At 26.1% G+C, this 15,646-nt stretch carries 14 protein-coding genes and 1 pseudogene; 13 read left to right on the forward strand and 2 right to left on the reverse strand.

All coding sequences use genetic code 11. From position 1 onward, the window contains the following. Nucleotides 1-3: 3 nt before the first annotated feature. The 9 genes from rlmF (at nucleotide 4) to ASUIS_RS06630 (ending at nucleotide 9,078) form a co-directional block, all read left to right on the forward strand. Nucleotides 4-945, forward strand: coding sequence for a 23S rRNA (adenine(1618)-N(6))-methyltransferase RlmF (gene rlmF, locus ASUIS_RS06590; protein ID WP_118886276.1), 942 nt, complete (start codon nucleotides 4-6; stop codon nucleotides 943-945). A 54-nt stretch (nucleotides 946-999) separates the two neighbouring features. Then, entirely contained in the window at nucleotides 1,000-3,042 is a 2,043-nt protein-coding gene (locus ASUIS_RS06595) for a TonB-dependent receptor (protein WP_118886277.1), read from the forward strand. A 9-nt stretch (nucleotides 3,043-3,051) separates the two neighbouring features. After that, entirely contained in the window at nucleotides 3,052-4,404 is a 1,353-nt protein-coding gene (locus tag ASUIS_RS06600) for a PepSY domain-containing protein (RefSeq protein WP_118886278.1), read from the forward strand. Then, on the forward strand, nucleotides 4,405-4,830 hold the full coding sequence (gene exbB / locus ASUIS_RS06605) for a TonB-system energizer ExbB (protein WP_118886279.1): 426 nt from the start codon (nucleotides 4,405-4,407) through the stop codon (nucleotides 4,828-4,830). It abuts the gene before it with no gap. Beyond that, a complete protein-coding gene (gene exbD, locus ASUIS_RS06610; RefSeq protein ID WP_118886280.1) occupies nucleotides 4,811-5,188 on the forward strand; it encodes a TonB system transport protein ExbD in 378 nt (125 codons plus the stop codon). Before exbB ends, exbD begins: the two co-directional genes overlap by 20 nt. After that, nucleotides 5,185-5,877 (forward strand): energy transducer TonB, encoded by a 693-nt coding sequence (locus ASUIS_RS06615; protein ID WP_118886281.1) that lies wholly within the window; start codon nucleotides 5,185-5,187, stop codon nucleotides 5,875-5,877. The genes exbD and ASUIS_RS06615 overlap by 4 nt, the downstream gene beginning before the upstream one ends. Before the next feature lie 69 nt (nucleotides 5,878-5,946). Continuing rightward, nucleotides 5,947-7,065 carry a metallophosphoesterase family protein gene (locus tag ASUIS_RS06620; protein ID WP_118886282.1) on the forward strand — a complete coding sequence of 373 codons (1,119 nt, stop codon included), beginning with the start codon at nucleotides 5,947-5,949 and terminating at the stop codon, nucleotides 7,063-7,065. After that, nucleotides 7,052-8,137, forward strand: a complete 1,086-nt coding sequence (locus ASUIS_RS06625; protein ID WP_118886283.1) for an AAA family ATPase — start codon at nucleotides 7,052-7,054, stop codon at nucleotides 8,135-8,137. The genes ASUIS_RS06620 and ASUIS_RS06625 overlap by 14 nt, the downstream gene beginning before the upstream one ends. Nucleotides 8,138-8,520: 383 nt before the next feature. Next, complete coding sequence (locus ASUIS_RS06630; protein ID WP_118886284.1) at nucleotides 8,521-9,078, forward strand: hypothetical protein; 558 nt, start codon at nucleotides 8,521-8,523, stop codon at nucleotides 9,076-9,078. A gap of 37 nt (nucleotides 9,079-9,115) precedes the next feature. Here ASUIS_RS06630 and ASUIS_RS13935 read toward each other — a convergent pair whose 3' ends face one another. Both ASUIS_RS13935 and ASUIS_RS13940 read right to left on the reverse strand, forming a co-directional pair. Continuing rightward, entirely contained in the window at nucleotides 9,116-9,616 is a 501-nt protein-coding gene (locus ASUIS_RS13935; RefSeq protein ID WP_118885941.1) for an IS3 family transposase, read from the reverse strand. Continuing rightward, a pseudogene (locus ASUIS_RS13940) lies at nucleotides 9,600-10,262 on the reverse strand (IS3 family transposase); the annotation flags it as partial. The gene ASUIS_RS13935 and the pseudogene ASUIS_RS13940, both read right to left, overlap by 17 nt. Before the next feature lie 461 nt (nucleotides 10,263-10,723). Between ASUIS_RS13940 and ASUIS_RS06650 the strand changes: the two are divergent. From ASUIS_RS06650 to ASUIS_RS13695, 4 genes are all read left to right on the forward strand, one after another. Further along, nucleotides 10,724-11,362 (forward strand): Nmad2 family putative nucleotide modification protein, encoded by a 639-nt coding sequence (locus ASUIS_RS06650; protein ID WP_118886285.1) that lies wholly within the window; start codon nucleotides 10,724-10,726, stop codon nucleotides 11,360-11,362. A gap of 76 nt (nucleotides 11,363-11,438) precedes the next feature. Further along, the gene (locus ASUIS_RS06655) at nucleotides 11,439-13,280 is read left to right on the forward strand and encodes a TonB-dependent receptor plug domain-containing protein (RefSeq protein ID WP_118886286.1); all 1,842 of its coding nucleotides are present in this window, start codon (nucleotides 11,439-11,441) and stop codon (nucleotides 13,278-13,280) included. Further along, nucleotides 13,280-13,738: a hypothetical protein gene (locus tag ASUIS_RS06660; RefSeq protein ID WP_118886287.1), complete on the forward strand. Its 459-nt coding sequence runs from the start codon at nucleotides 13,280-13,282 to the stop codon at nucleotides 13,736-13,738. The genes ASUIS_RS06655 and ASUIS_RS06660 overlap by 1 nt, the downstream gene beginning before the upstream one ends. After that, entirely contained in the window at nucleotides 13,738-15,639 is a 1,902-nt protein-coding gene (locus ASUIS_RS13695; RefSeq protein WP_192894476.1) for a putative bifunctional diguanylate cyclase/phosphodiesterase, read from the forward strand. Before ASUIS_RS06660 ends, ASUIS_RS13695 begins: the two co-directional genes overlap by 1 nt. Nucleotides 15,640-15,646: the final 7 nt, after the last annotated feature.

The raw sequence follows: 15,646 nt of genomic DNA on the forward strand, positions 1-15,646 counted from the left end.
ATTATGTCAAAAACACTTCACTCGCGAAATTTTCATAATGATAGATATGATTTTAAAGCACTTATAAAAACTAATCCTGATTTACAAGAGTTTGTAAAACCAAATAAATATGGAGATTTATCTATTGATTTTGCAAATCCCCAAGCTGTAATTTCACTAAATAAAGCTTTATTAGCTCACTTTTATGGAATAAAAAATTATGCTATTCCAAATGGATATTTATGTCCACCAATTCCTGGTCGTGCTGATTATATTCATCATATTGCTGATTTACTTGCAAGTTGTAATAATGGTGTTATTCCCAAAGGAAAAGCGGTAATTGGTTTGGATGTTGGAATTGGAGCAAATGGTATTTATGCAATTATTGGTGCAAGTGTTTATGATTGGAATTTTCTAGGAAGTGATATTGAAATAGAGTCTATAAAATCTGTTGAAAATATAGTAAATTCAAATGAAATTTTAAAAGAAAAAATAGAATGCAAACTGCAAACAAATCCTGAAAATATCTTTACTGGAATCATAAAGGCAGATGATTTTTATGATTTTACACTTTGTAATCCACCTTTTCATAAATCTTTAAAAGATGCAATGGATGGAAATAAAAGAAAAGTTCAGAACCTAACAAAACAAAAAACTACAAAAAGTGCTTTAAATTTTGGTGGAAAAAACAATGAACTTTGGTGCAAAGGTGGCGAAATAGCTTTTATAACAAATATGATAAAAGAGAGTTTAGAGTTTAAAAACAATGTTCTTTGGTTTACAACATTGGTTTCAAAAAAAGAGAATTTACCTTTGATTTATAAAAAATTAGAAGAGATAAATGTTAAAGAGATAAAAACTATAGATATGTCTTGCGGACAAAAAATAACAAGAGTTGTAGCTTGGAGTTTTTTTAGTGTTGAAGAACAAAAAAATGCTTTAAACCATAAAATAAAGATTAATTAATAGAAAATTAACAGATACATTCTATTATTCCATAAATTGATTTTAAGGAATAGAATGAAAAATAAAATTATCCTATGTATTACCCTTTGCACATCTCTTTTAGCTCAAGATTCAATAGTTGAGTTAAATCAAATAAGTGTAACTGAAACTAAACAAGAAGAACAAAATCTCACCCTTGCAAATAGTATTTCAAAAAAAGATAAAAATGAAATAGACTTAGACCAAGTTATTTATCAAAAAGATTTATTAAATTCTCTTTCAGGTGTTAGAATTGAACAAACAAGTTCAGGTATTGGACATACAACAGCAATTCGTATGCCAAATGGTACAAGTGGATATTATTTATTTATGCAAGATGGAATTGCAGTTCAATCTTCTGGATTTTTTAATCACAATGGTTTAGCTTATACAAGTTACGAAACAGCAGATAATGTTGAAGTTCTAAAAGGGGCAGGAAGTGCTTTATATGGTTCTGATGCTGTTGCTGCAACTATTAATGTAAATTCATTAGAAAAGCCTTCAAAAACTCTTGAAAGGGAAATAAAATCAAATGTTGGAAGTTTTGGTCACTATTCTGTAAAAACAGAAGTTAGTGATACAATAGATGAAAATTCTGCATATAGAGCAAATGCTAGTTACACTTCAGAAGAAGGATATCGAGAACATACTTCTTATGATAGAATAGAAACAAATCTTAGACATGATTATAAATATAATGATGAAAATATTCTAAAAACTATATTCAACTTTAGTAAAACAGATGCTGAACAAGCGGATGGTTTTAGTGATTATTCATATATTACAACTGCTTCAAAAGAGTCTAGTGATAAGGCTTCTTATTACACAGCTTTAAGAAATACTGATATTAGAAGACAATTTGATTTTGCAAGACTTAGTGTTGATTGGGCGAATTATTCAAATGATAATTTAGAAGTAGTTTTAACTCCATATATTCGATATAACGAAAATAGATATGTCGCAACTTGGGAAAAAAATCTTCCTTCAAATGATAATAAAATATATACACTTGGATTACTTCAAAGAAATACTTTAGATACGAGTTATGGAGAAGTTATTTTTGGTTTTGATACAGAATATACAGATTCATCTTTAGTTTATAATCAAGATTTTAATACAACAGCTAGTGGAAAAACTTATACTAAAGGTTCAATTTATGATTATGATGTAACATATTCAGCAATTGCTCCATATATAAATAACAAATGGGAAATAACTGATAAGTTAGATTTTGTTGTAGGTGCTAGATATGATTATAATAAATTTGATTATACTAATAATCTTTCAACAGGAAATGATTCATCTGGGGTATATTATAGACCAGGTGATAAAAAAGATAGTTTTACACACTTTAGTCCAAAAGCTTCATTAACTTATAAATTAGATGAATCAACAACTTTATATACAAGATATGCAAATGGATTTACAATTCCTTCTGCAACTAGATTATATTCTATGAAAGCAGGATTTAAAGAAGTTGAATTAAATCCTGAAACTACAAATACTTATGAAGTAGGAGTAAAAAAAGAGTACGAAAAAGCTTATATTGAATCTAATGTATATTTTATGAATATCAAAGACACAATCGCTAGTAAAAAAGATTCTTTTGGGGATAGTTATTACTTAAATGCTGGAAAATCAGAACACAAAGGAGTTGAATTAACTCTATTTTCAAACTTAACGGATGATATTTCTTCAAAAGTTGCATATAGTTATAGTAAACATAATTTTGTAAATGATGATACTTTTAATGACAATGAAATGGCAGAAGCTCCAAATCATACTGGGAATTTTAGATTATTTTACAATCCATATTTTATGAAAAAATTAACATTAATGGGTGAAATCCAATATGTTGGAGATTATTATATGAATGATGAAAATACAAAAAAATATACAGGTTATGAAATAGGAAATTTTAAAGCAACATATAACATTTCAAAAAATTTATCTTTCTTTGGGAAAATTACAAATATTGCAGATAAAGAATACGCAATAAGCGCTTCTAGCGGTTGGTCTGATAGTTATACTCCTGGAAGTCCAAGAGCATATTATTCAGGTCTTAATTATAAATTTTAGTAGAAAATAATGACAAATAGAAAACTACATAAAATTTCAGGTTTAACAGCAGGAGTTATTATTTTGATTCTTTCAATTACGGGTTTATTTTTAAACCATGATAATTGGAAGTTTTTACATAATATAACTTTACAAAATGTTCCTTTGGAGTTATATAAGTCAAATAATAAGAATTTTACTTCTTATTTGATAAATCAAAATGATGAAAATCATATAATTACAGGAGGAACAAGGGGAGTTTATGAAAGTTTTGATCAAGGAAAAACTTTTGTAGAAACTCTTGATGAAGTTGTTTATTCTATAAAAAATGATGATACTTTTTTGTATGTTGCAACGGGCAATGGACTTTACAAAAAAGAGTTTAAAAGTACGATTTGGAATAAATATTTATTAGATGGAAAAATTATTACATCTTTAAACATATACAAAGATAGATTATTAGCTGTCGAAGATAAAACAAAAGTAATTTTAGTTGATTTAAACAATGATTCAATTTTAGTAAATAGTGGAATAAATATTCCTAAAGAGTTATTAAATAGTGATATTACACTTTCAAGATTTGTAAGGGATTTACACTATGGAAGAGGTCTTTTTGATGGAGATATTTCACTTTTTATAAATGATTTTGCAACTATTGTTTTGATTATTTTAGGATTTAGTGGTTTTATTTTGTGGTGGTTAATTGCAAATATCAAAAAGAGTCATAAATATAAAAACAGTATTAAATATTTTGTGAAAATACATTCAAATATTTTTTCTATTTTAGCAATTATTCCTATAATTATTTTATTAATTACTGGAATATTTCTTGACCATGGAAAAGATTTAAATAAATTTATGAAAGAAACAATCATTTCAAAGGATTATTTACCTCCTGTTTATAGAACATTAAAAAGTGATATTTGGGGAGCTGATTTTGATGGCAAAAATTTTTATCTTGGAAATAGATATGGAGTTTTTAAAAGTGCTGATTTAACAAATTTTGAGTTAGTTTCAGAAGGTTTTGCCTATAAAATGATAAGAAAAAATGAAATCTTATATGTTAGTGGTATGGGTTCATCAAATAGAACTTTAATAAATAATACATGGAATATTTTAGAAAATTCTCCACATATGTTTACGGATATTTATTTTGAAAATACAAATATAAAATATCTTTCATCTCATAATAAAAATTTAATTTTGCCAATATTTGATAATATAACTTTATACACTTTTTTATATTCACTACATGACGGAAGTTTTTTTGCGCCTTGGTGGGTTTGGGTAAATGATTTTGCTTCGGTATTATTATTGATACTTTTAATAACAGGTTTGATAAGATGGTATTTAAGAAGCAATTTAAGAAAAAGGATTAAATAAATGAATATAGAGTTTTTAAAAAATCTTGTAGATTATGGAGTAATCGCTCTTTTAGTATTTATGAGTTTTATTGCATTTTGGTTTTTTATAGAAAGAATAATTTTTTATAAGAATTTAGATGTTACAAGTTTTAAAAATAAAAAATCTTTGGATATTGCTTTAACAAAACATTTAACAATTATTGGAACTATTGCTTCAAACTCTCCATATATTGGATTATTAGGAACGGTAATAGCTATTATGCTGACTTTTATGACTATGAGTAATGGTGATATTGATGCAGCTAAAATCATGAGTTCTTTGGCACTTGCTTTAAAAGCAACAGCTGTTGGACTTGTAGTTGCTATTGCATCTCAAATTTTTTATAATATTTTAGGCAGATACGCAGAAGTTTTAGAGAGTAAATATGAAACTGAAGAAGTATGATTCAATAAATGTAATACCATTTATTGATGTATTACTTGTACTTTTGGCAATTGTTTTAATGACATCAACTTTTATATCAAAAGGGATAATTCCAATAGCACTTCCACAAGCTTCAAATGCGGATACTTTAAAAGCAAATAAAGAGATAATAATCGTAATTAAAGAAGATGGAACTTTTTATTGTAATAATCTTATAGAGGGTTTAGATAATATAAAAGAACATATTTTACAATTTCCAAAAGATACACCAATTCATGTAAATAGTGATAAAAATGCAAAATTTGAGACTTTTGTATCTGTTTTAGATATGTTAAAACAATACGAATACTCAAATATCTCAATAGTGACCAAAAAATGAGAAGATATTTTAGTTCTTTTTTTATTGCAATTTCATTTTATGCTTTTTTTGCTGTTTGCCTTTTTTATTTAATGGCAAATGATAAAGTTTTTATAAAAAAAGCAGAAGAAACAAAACTAATATCTTTAAATCATATAGAGTTAAAACCAGAAATAAAAGAAGAAAAAAAAGAGCCAGAACCTCAAACAAAAGAGATTGTAAAAGAAGAAAAAATAGTAGAAACTCCAAAACCTATAACTCCCAAAAAAGTTGAAAAAAAAGAGATTGAAAAGAAAATCACAGAAAAAAAAGTAGTAGAAAAACAAGAGTCTGAACCTACTAAAAAAATCCAAGAACAAGTTTCCAATAAAATAGAAGAAAAAGCACCAGTAAGTGAAAATAAACTTCCACCAAAGCCTCTTCTTGATGAAAAAAAGGAGTATTTAGATAAGCATTTAGCACAAATTAGAAGCCTAATAAATAAAAATGTAAAATATCCTTTAAAAGCTAAAAAGTTATCTATTGAAGGAATTGTAACTGTTAGATTCAAAATCAATGAAGATGGAACTATAGAAAATATTACAATTATTGATGGACATAAGTTTTTACAAAGTGCAACAATAGAAGCTATCGAAGAAGCTTCTAAAGATTTTCCTAAAACAAATCAAAGTATCGAAATTCAAATACCAATAGAATATAAATTGATTTAATAAAAAAGTTATTTTTGCCTTATTTGTTTGTTATAATATTTTATAAAAATAAAACAAAAAGATTAAACTTTGAAAATTCTACATTTTAGCGATACTCATCTAGGTTTTAATGACCTAGATATAATAAACAGTGAAAACATAAATCAAAGAGAAGCAGACTTTTATGATGCTTTTTCCCAAATAGTTGAACAAATCAAAATAATCAAACCAGATTATATAATCCATACTGGCGATTTATTTCATAGAAGTAGTCCAAGTAATAGGGCAATCACTTTTGCTTTAGAGAAGTTTTTAGAAATTGACTCTTTGGATATTCCATGTATTTTAATAGCTGGAAATCACTCAACTCCTCGAACAAACCTCAGCTCACCAATTTTGCGTATTTTTGAGAATTTTAAAAATATCTTTGTTTCGTATAATCAAGAGTATAAAAAAATAGAGTTTGATGATGTAATCTTTCATACTTTACCTCATCTAAATGATGATACAAAAGCTTTGACTCAAATAGAACTTTGTGAAGCAAATATAAATGAATCTAAAAAAAATATTATGATGATGCATTGTAGCGTTGGAGCTTGGTATTTGATGCAAGAGTTTGGAGAATGGGTATATCCATCTAATAAAGAGTATATCTTTTCTAAAATGAATTATGTAGCACTTGGGCATTGGCATGGATTTAGCTCTGTTGGTAAATATGAAAATGTTTATTACAGTGGAAGTTTAGAGCGAACAAGTCTAAATGATAAACGAAATTCAAAGGGTTTTATTGTAGCAACTATAAATGAGAGTTTAACAATAGAGTATAAAGAGATAAACATAAGAGCTATACGACAAAAAGAGATAGATTGTGAGGATTACGAAACTTCTATTGAGAGTTTGGATATTAGTGATTGTATAAATGCCATTGTAGAAGTGAAACTAAAAAATCTTACGCCACTTGGTTCAATAGATATTTCAAATAAACAAATCAAAGATTTATTTCCAAACTCTATGAGTGTGAGTGTAAAAAGAGAGTTCAAAAAAAGTGATATTAACCAAAACTTACAAAACCTAGAAGCCATATCACTAGAAGAGGGGTTTTTAGAACACATAAAAGAAGAAAGTAAAGAGTTGGAGTATGAAAGACTAAAACCAAAAATTCAAGAACTATTTTCTAAGTATGAGGAGTTAAGTTATGATACTAACTAATCTAAAACTAGAAAACTTCAAAAAATACACAAATTTTGAAATAGCCTTTGAATCAGGACTTATAGGAATCATAGGAAAAAACGGCGCTGGAAAATCAACTATTTTTGAAGCTATTTTATTTGCCCTATATGGAGAACTAAAAAGCAAAGGTGATAAAGAAGTAGTAAGAAACTCAAATGCCTCTTCAAAAGATGCAGTTATTGTAGAACTTGATTTTGAGTTTGACACAACAGAGTATAAAATAATAAGAGAGTTTAGAGGAAAAACACTAACTGCTAATGCCAAACTATATAAAAACTTTGAGCTTATAACAACAGGAGCAAAAGAAGTAACTACAAGTATAGTAAACCTAACTAAGATGAGTAAAGATGCTTTTGTACATACACTATTTGCCAGTCAAAAGGAACTAACAAGTTTAAGTAATAGTAAACCAGAAGAGCGAAAGAAGATGATAAGAAAACTTCTAGGACTTGAAAAGATTGATTTTGTAGAAAAAGAGCTAATAGAAAAAAGCCGTGAACTAAAACGAGAAATAAGTGCTTTTGCAGAAGTATTATTAAGTGCTGAAGATATAAGTATTAAAAAAGAGCATATAGTAGAATACACAAATCAAAGTGAACTTTTACAAAAAGATATAAGCACAAGAACAACACTTTTAGATAATACAAAAACACAAGAACAAACTATAAAACAAGAGTTAGAACTATATACAAAAACAAAAGAGCAAAAACAAAACCTACACGCAAGATGTGAACTTCTAAAAAATAGTATTAAATCTCACCAAATAAATCAAGATAAGCTCTCAAATGAACTAAATAATCTAAAAGTTAAACAAGAAGAGCTTAGAGGATTACAAAGTGTAAAACAAGAGTATATAAGCTTACATGAGAGTATAAAAGAGCAAGAGAAACTAAAAGAGTTTCATATAAGAAAAGAGGGATTACTCCTAGAGCAAAATGAACTGAGAGATCAATACAAAAAAGTAAAAGATACAATAATCCTTTTAGAGTTTGAAACAAAAGAGCATAAAGAGCTAGTAGAAAAAGAAAAAGCCCTTGAAGTAAGAGTATAAAACAAACCCTTATACAAATACAAACAAAAGAAAAAGCATTACTTCAAGAAATAGCAGGGGAACAAAAGCTAATAAGTGATATTTCAAAAAAGATAGAAAATATAACAAATCTAGGAAGAGAGTCAAACTGTCCAACTTGTACAAGACCTCTTTTAGATGAGTATGATAATGTAATACTATCTTTAGAACATATAGTAAAAACAACACAAAAAGAGAAAATTGATAAAGCCACTATAAACATAGAAGAGATACAAAAAAACAAAGAGCAAATAGAAGAGTCTCAAAAAGCATATATAAAAGAACACTTCGAACTATCAAAAGCTATAAATCTAATAGAGAGTAAAAACAGAGACTTAACAATCCAAAAAGAGCATTTTGAAAAAGTGACACAAAAAGGTGTTAAAAATAAAGCAGAACTAGCAAAACTAGAAATCTACTCATACGATAACACTATACATGAACAACTACTTTTAAAACAAAAAGAGCTAAAAACAAAATACGAATATGTACTTAGTCTTGAGACTATGCTAAAAAGAGTAGATAGTATAAAAGAAGAACTACAAACTTCAATTCAAAACCAAGACAAATACAACCTAGAACTTCTACAAAAAGACCTAGAATTTCAAGCCATAAACTACGATGAGGTAAAACACCAAGAAAAAATAAAACAATACGATGAGGTACAAGCCAAAAAAGATAGCCTAACAGCAGTTATAAATGAACTAAAAGTAAAAATAGCCACAATCCAAGGTCAAATCAAAACAATCCAAGAGAGCCTAAATAACAACGAAATACAACTATCAAAAGTACAAACAAAAAAAGATGACCTAAACGACTACGAAAAAATCAAAATAAGCCTAGCAGAGTTCAAAACAAAACTAAACTCAAAAGTAGCTCCAAGAATCTCAGATATAGCCTCAAATATGTACGCCCAAATCTGATCTGTCAACCCTAAAACATACTCAGAAATTATAATCCCTAAGCAGCAATTTCTTTTTGTAACAATTTTTGTTTTTCTTCAAACTCTACTGGTGATAAATTGTTATTTGCACTATGACTTCTTTCTCTATTATAAAACACTTCTATATATTCAAATATTGATCTTTTTGCTTGTTCTTTTGTATGATAAATTTCATGATGGATTAATTCTGTTTTTAATGTATGGAAAAAACTTTCTGCAACTGCATTATCATGACAATTCCCTTTTCGACTCATACTTTGAATTATTCCATGTCTTTTGAGTAAATCTTTATGTTCATAAGAAGCATATTGACTTCCTCTATCTGTATGCCAAATTAGTCCTTTTTCTGGATTTCTTGAAATAAGAGCCATCTTTAAAGCATCATTTACAAGTGAAACTTTCATTGTTTCATCCATACTCCAACCAACTATTTTTCTTGAATATAAATCAATAACTGTTGCAAGATACAACCATCCTTCACTTGTTGGAATATAACGCGTATTAATAAAAAGATATATTTAATATCTTTTTATTAATACTTCTATCGCCTACATATTTTTCATCAACTTTTGAAGCATAGAAATCTCTATTTAAAATATTGGGAGCTATTGGTAAATTATGATTTGAATCTGTTGTCATAACTTTAAATCTTCGTTTCATTTTTACAAACAATCCTAATTGTTTTAGAATATTTCTAATTCGTCTTCTTGAAACTATTACACCATATCTTTCAAGAAGTTTATCTTTTATCCTTCTTGTACCATATGTTTGTCTTGATTGAAGAAATATTATTTCAATTAGTTCATTAAGTTTCTCATCAACTTTTTGAATTACACAACCATTTTTAACCCAATTGTAATAGCTACTTTTATCAACTTTAAAAACTTTACACATAAGTTTTATATTGAAACTCTTTCTATGCTCTTTTATCCAAGCATACTTTGATAGAGTTTCAAATGCTGCGTATGCTGTTGCCTTTTTTAGAATATCTCTTTCTTGTTTGAGTAATTTATTCTCTGCTCGTAGCTGTTTTAGTTCAGCCACTAATTCTTGTTGTGAGGATTTAGATTGATTTTTAGTTTCATCAATAGGAGTTGTTATATTATTCTCTTTTTTATAAACTTTAATCCAATTATAAATTGTTTTATCATTTATTCCAAGATCTTTTCTTGCTAACGCTACGTTCTATGCTGCAATTTGCATTGCTGACTTTTTACTATTCAAAATTAAGTGAACAGTCTCATCTCTAAACTCTTTAGTATATTTACTATTTCTCATTTTTTCTACTTCTTTCATACTTATTATTTTAACTTAGAAGTTTTTAAATTCTAAGTATGATTTAGTGTAGCCGGATCACTTCTTTGTGGAAACCTAAACATAAACGATGGTTTTATTGTAGTTTATAAAAACGACAGTTTTCAAGGTGCAAAGGCTTTGGCATTTTTAAATAGTGCTGTTGATAAAACTACTCTTTTAGGAAAACTTCATTTTTTCTTTCGCTATGACAATCTTTTTTCAAATCTTCTTTATAAATTTATTTTCATTTGGCGAAAAATTATACTTTTTATTTTAGGCAAAAATAGCAAGATTTGATATTATCTAATATCTAAAAATCAAGAAGTAATATGAATATATATGCTTACATAGTTCCAGTTGATGATGGTGCTGCACCAAATCCTTATGGTGGAGTTTGTTCTTTGGCTATTTGTAAACCAAACCTTAGGAAGATTGCAAAAATAGGTGATTGGATTGTTGGATTAAGCCCTGAATTTAAACTAATCTACACTATGAAAATCACAACTGTTAAAACTATGAAAGAATATGATATTTATACAAAAGAGAATTTAAGTACAAAAATCCCAGATAAAACTAGCAAAAATATAAAAAAACAAATGGGCGATAGTGTTTATGATTTTTCACAAGATAATGTGATACTTCGTCCAAGTGTTTATAGTCGTTGTACAAAAGAGATGGATTTAGCTGGGAAAAATGTTTTACTTTCAACTCATTTTTATTATTTTGGAAATAAACCAAAAGTTTTGCCAAAGGAGTTTGAAAATATTGTAACTCTTGAAGTTGATTTTTTAGAACTGAATCTTGATTTACAAACTATATTTTTTGATTGGTTAGAAAAACAAAAATTTGAAAAAAACAAAATATATTCAAATCCGCATATTATAGGAATTATAAGTCCAAATAACAAAGAAAAACAGATGAGTTGTTGTATAAGAAAAAAAATAGAAAAAACTTTTTACAAAGCTTAGAGCAATTTAAATTTTGTAATTATAAATTAACCATTATTTGATTACAATGCGAAAAAAATACTTTATTTAGGTGTCTATGAAATTATTCATTTTATTATTTATTATCTTTTATACCTCGCTTTTTTCAAGTAATTTAGATTATTTATTAGAAGAATATGACTCAACTAGTGAAAAATCATTACAAACTGTAGATGAAAAACTTGGACATGTTTATATCTATTCTCAAAAAGATATAAAATTAATGCAATATAATAAATTAAATGATATTTTAAAAGAACTTCCACTATTAAATCTAAATAAAAACCGATATGGTTTATCTTCTCTTTCTTTATCTGGAACAAAAACTACTGTTAGTGGATTTTTTAGAGTTTTTATTAATGACCATGAAGTAAGTTCACTTTATAACCAAAGTGCAGCTGTATCTTGGGGCGATTTGCCTTTAGATTTTATTGATTATGTTGAAATTTATTATGGAGAAAGTTCTTTTTCTTTTGGAAGTGAAACAGGAATTTATTTTATTAGACTTTATACTAAAAAAGGTGTAAAAGAAAATGGAAGTGAAATAAATCTAAAAGGTTCTTCAAAAGGTTCTTCAAGTGAAAGTTTTACAAATTCAAGAACTTTTGAAAATGGTTGGACATATCTATTTTATGGAAGCAATCAAAAAGAAAAAGAGACAAGAAAATATAAAGATGATAAATTATTAAATGATGGAACAAGAAGATATTTATATTTAGATATTAGCAATGAAAATACAGATATAAATATGGCTTACACAGATTTGAAAAAAGATACTTATATGGGAATGTCTTATGATGCAGTTCCTGATGATGGAGAGATAATAACAAAAGATTTTTTTGTTGATGTTACAAAATATTTTTTAGATGATAAATCATTAAAAACAAATGTTTCATTTGATGTTAATAATCTTGATAATGTTGAAACAAATCAAGAAGGAATGTCATTTTTGCCAGTTCGTGGAGTTAAACATTTTGATAAAGATTTAAAATTTACAAAAGTAAAAGCTAGTGTAACAAAATCTTTTGAACATAAAAATAATAACTTTTTAGCAGGATTTAGTACATCTGAAAAAAAATATACCCAAGGAAATAAAATATCTAATGATTTTGACAAAGAAACCATTACTTCTTTGATGTTTCAAGATGATTATAAATTAACAGATGATTTAGTATTAATTGCAAATACAAAATTTGATAAATACAAAAGAGCTGGATTTTTAGAAGATATTTCAGAAGAACTTTATCGAGTAGGGGCTATTTATACTCCTTTTGAGAGTTTTGGAATAAAAAGTTTTTATACAAAAACGTACTTACCACCATCTTTTTTTGATGTTGATTATGCTTTTTTAGATAAAAATTTAGATGTACAAAAATATAAAATTTATACTATTGAAGCAGTTTACACAACTGAAAAATCAAAAACAAGCGTTACTCACCATGATGTTGATATAGAAGATTTTATATATTTAGAACCAAATATTGGTTTTATGAATATTGCTCATACGATAAAAACATCAGGATACGTATATAGTTATGAATATCTTTTAAAAGAATCAAATAAAATCCAAATAAATTACTACACAACAACTTTAAGTGAAACTTTGAATAACTCAAGTAAAGGTGGTTATATCAAATATATGGGAGCGTATGATAAATTCGAGTATTTTACTTCGGTTTTATATAGAAATTCTTACAGTTATTATGATTTACATGTGGATAATTCTTTTGATTTATCATTGGGTGCTTCGTATAATATAAATAAAAATTTAAAAGTTAGCCTAAAAGGTGAGAATCTTCTTAATAATTCTACTGAATCTTTATATGCTGATTCAGGAAAAGCTTTTGCTTTTGCTGATTATGAAAGAAGTGCTACTCTTTCATTGAAATGGATGTTTTAATGAAATCTATAATATTTTTAATAACACTTATTTCATTTTTAAATGCAGAACAATATACTTTTTTAGTTAATAAATATGATAAAGAATTAGAACTTGAAGCAAAAATAATCTCAAATATTGCAACAGCATCAATAAAAAGTGAAATAAAACTTTATATTCCTGAAATTTCAAATACGGAAAAAGAGGTTTATTCAAAATTTTTTACATTAGTCGATAATTGTGAAAACGCAAATTTTGTTTTTATAAAAAAGAGTATAGATACAAATTCTTTATGTAAAAATAATACAGATAAAATCTTTTTTACTAATAATTATGAAAAATTATTAAATGACAAAAGATATTTAGGTGCATTTTTTTGGAATAAAAGTAGACCAAATATTACTTTTATAAAAGCTAGATTAGAAAAACAAAAAATAGAATTACCAGATGATTATGATAAATTCGTGGAAGATTTTTAATGAGAAAAATTTTATTTATTAAAAATCCTATTTATTTGATTTTTTTGGCTCTTTTTATATCTTTTGTTTTTTCATTATTACTTTATGGAACAATTAAATTAGAAAAAAACACAACTGAAAAAATGATTGAAATATCAACTTTTGATGTTATCTCAATATCAAATAATAATGCTTCTTACATAGAAAAATCTTTACAATCAAGCTTAAAAAGTTATCCAAAAGAGTTAGAAACAAATTCTACTTTACGAACTCAAATTGAAGAAAATTTGAGTTTATTATTAACTTCTAATATAAAATACGCTTATTTAATTTACAAAGACCAACGAGGAATTTTTAGATTTTTAGCAGATGGTGCAAAAGAGAATGAAAAGGCTTTTTTTAATCAAAAATTTGACATAGATAATTCAAGATGGTTAGAAATTTTTGAAACAAAAAAACCACTTATTATTGAACATGGTTTTTCACAACAATTATCTATTACATATTTAGTTCCAATTTTGAAAAACAATGAAGTTGAACTTATTTTGGCAGTGGATTTTTCAATTAAAAAAATTGAAGATATAAATAAAATACTCAATTGGATGCAATATTCAATTATTGCTATCATTTTTATCGTTGTAGTTTTTTTGATTCTTTTATTGATTCAAACTTTTAAATATATTGCTATTAAAAAAAGCGCTTTTACTGATAAATTAACAGGAGTTTATAATCGAAATTATTTACAAGAATCAGAAAATTTTATAAATTTAAATGATTATATATTAGCAACTTTAGATATTGATCATTTTAAAGTTGTAAATGATACTTATGGACATTATGTTGGAGATAAAATCCTAAGTCAGACTGCTCAAATAATTACTTCAACGGTTAGAATAAAAGAAGATATTGTTATTAGATATGGTGGAGAAGAGTTTGTAATTTTGGCAAAAATTAATCGAAATGACAATATAAGTGCTTTAAATGTAATAGAAAGAATTTTTAGAAATATCCAAAATACTGAGTTTTATATCAATAATCAAGAGTTTATAAATGTAACTGTATCTATTGGTGTAAATCTTGTACCTTATAAATCAAGAAGTTTTTCTGATGCTTTTAGATTAGCTGATCTTGCTTTATATAATGCAAAAAATAAAGGTAGAAATAATATTGAAATTTATGATGAACGAGAAAACAAATACAATGATTTATCTATTTCAATAAATGAAATAAAAGATGCAATAGAAAAAAAACAGGTTATTTGCTATTATCAAGAAATTATAGATACTGAAACTTTAGAAATTTCTCATTATGAAGCATTACTTAGAATTATAGATAAAAATGGAAACATAATTTTGCCAGAAAAAATTTTACCAATTATAAAAGGTACTTTTATTCTACGAAATATCACAAAAACTATTTTAAAAATTTGTTATAAAAAATTACAAGAACAAAAAGATATAAAAATCAATATAAATTTAAATCCAAAAGATATTATTGATAGTTCAATTCTTCTAATTTTAAAGAATTTTGCTTTAGAAGAAAATATTTCAAATAGATTAGGTTTAGAAATTGTTGAAAGCGAAGATTTAATAAATTCTAAAGATGCAAAAGATAATTTATTGATGTTAAAAAAGTTAGGTTATAAAATATTTATTGATGATTTTGGAAGTGGATATTCAAATTTTATTTATTTAACAGAAATAAAAACCGACTATATAAAAATTGATGGAAGCATTATAAGTAAAATTCTAGATGATAAAATATCTTTTCTTTTAGTAAAAAGTATTGTTGAATTTGCAAAAGAGGCTGATATAAAAGTTATAGCTGAATATGTAAGTAGCAAAGAGATTTTTGAAATTGTAAAAATACTTGGGATTGATTATGCTCAAGGATATTATTTTTCTATTCCTGAAGAAATTTAAAATTAAT

This window comes from Arcobacter suis CECT 7833 (genome assembly GCF_003544815.1).
Classification (GTDB): domain Bacteria; phylum Campylobacterota; class Campylobacteria; order Campylobacterales; family Arcobacteraceae; genus Aliarcobacter; species Aliarcobacter suis.

Coding starts and splice junctions, on each gene's coding strand:
- ASUIS_RS06660 (WP_118886287.1), top strand. CDS start 13,280: ATGAAATCTATAATATTTTTAATAACACTTATTTCATTTTTAAATGCA.
- ASUIS_RS06650 (WP_118886285.1), top strand. CDS start 10,724: ATGAATATATATGCTTACATAGTTCCAGTTGATGATGGTGCTGCACCA.
- ASUIS_RS06655 (WP_118886286.1), top strand. CDS start 11,439: ATGAAATTATTCATTTTATTATTTATTATCTTTTATACCTCGCTTTTT.
- ASUIS_RS06595 (WP_118886277.1), top strand. CDS start 1,000: ATGAAAAATAAAATTATCCTATGTATTACCCTTTGCACATCTCTTTTA.
- rlmF (WP_118886276.1), top strand. CDS start 4: ATGTCAAAAACACTTCACTCGCGAAATTTTCATAATGATAGATATGAT.
- ASUIS_RS13695 (WP_192894476.1), top strand. CDS start 13,738: ATGAGAAAAATTTTATTTATTAAAAATCCTATTTATTTGATTTTTTTG.
- ASUIS_RS06600 (WP_118886278.1), top strand. CDS start 3,052: ATGACAAATAGAAAACTACATAAAATTTCAGGTTTAACAGCAGGAGTT.
- exbB (WP_118886279.1), top strand. CDS start 4,405: ATGAATATAGAGTTTTTAAAAAATCTTGTAGATTATGGAGTAATCGCT.
- exbD (WP_118886280.1), top strand. CDS start 4,811: ATGAAACTGAAGAAGTATGATTCAATAAATGTAATACCATTTATTGAT.
- ASUIS_RS06615 (WP_118886281.1), top strand. CDS start 5,185: ATGAGAAGATATTTTAGTTCTTTTTTTATTGCAATTTCATTTTATGCT.
- ASUIS_RS06625 (WP_118886283.1), top strand. CDS start 7,052: ATGATACTAACTAATCTAAAACTAGAAAACTTCAAAAAATACACAAAT.